Consider the following 635-nt stretch of genomic DNA (forward strand, 5'->3'; position numbering starts at 1 on the left):
AGTGAAACCTTTCAAACTGATTAGCTATATCGTCGTTGGCCATATCGCAAACTTTGTCGGCGGTATGAAGTACCTACTAGGCATGGAAAACGGGCGTTGGAAACGCGTCAACCAATAAGGAAAGCATCATGAAAAACTCACGTTACGACTCAAATGTATGCCACGCGAAAAGAACGTTTGATGTACTGGTTGCGCTGTTGATTCTGCTAGTAACCGCGCCACTGTTTCCGTTCATTGCTCTTGCCATCAAGGTCAGCTCAAAAGGCCCAGTGATTTATCGTCAACTGCGTGTTGGTCGCTGCACACCCGAGAAGATGGATCTGTTTCAAATCATGAAGTTTCGCACGATGTACATCGATGCAGAACAACGCTCAGGTGCGGTTTGGGCAACCGAAAATGATCCACGCATTACCCCGGTCGGCCGATTTTTACGTAAGACTCGTCTCGATGAGTTACCGCAGCTATTCAATGTATTGAAAGGTGAAATGTCTATGATTGGCCCTCGCCCTGAGCGACCTGCCTTCTATCAAAAGTTGGAAGATGAAATTCCCTACTTTGTAGAGCGCACATACGGCGTACTGCCAGGTATTACAGGCTTGGCGCAAGTAAACCAAGGTTACGATGCTTGCATTGAA

At 47.1% G+C, this 635-nt stretch carries 1 protein-coding gene; it reads left to right on the forward strand.

Annotated elements, in window-relative coordinates:
• Positions 1–128: 128 nt before the first annotated feature.
• Positions 129–635, forward strand: a 507-nt coding sequence (locus R7Q11_RS27240; RefSeq protein WP_225467116.1) for a sugar transferase, incomplete at its 3' end; no start/stop codon positions are given.

The sequence above is a fragment of the Vibrio sp. 970 genome (genome assembly GCF_033339075.1).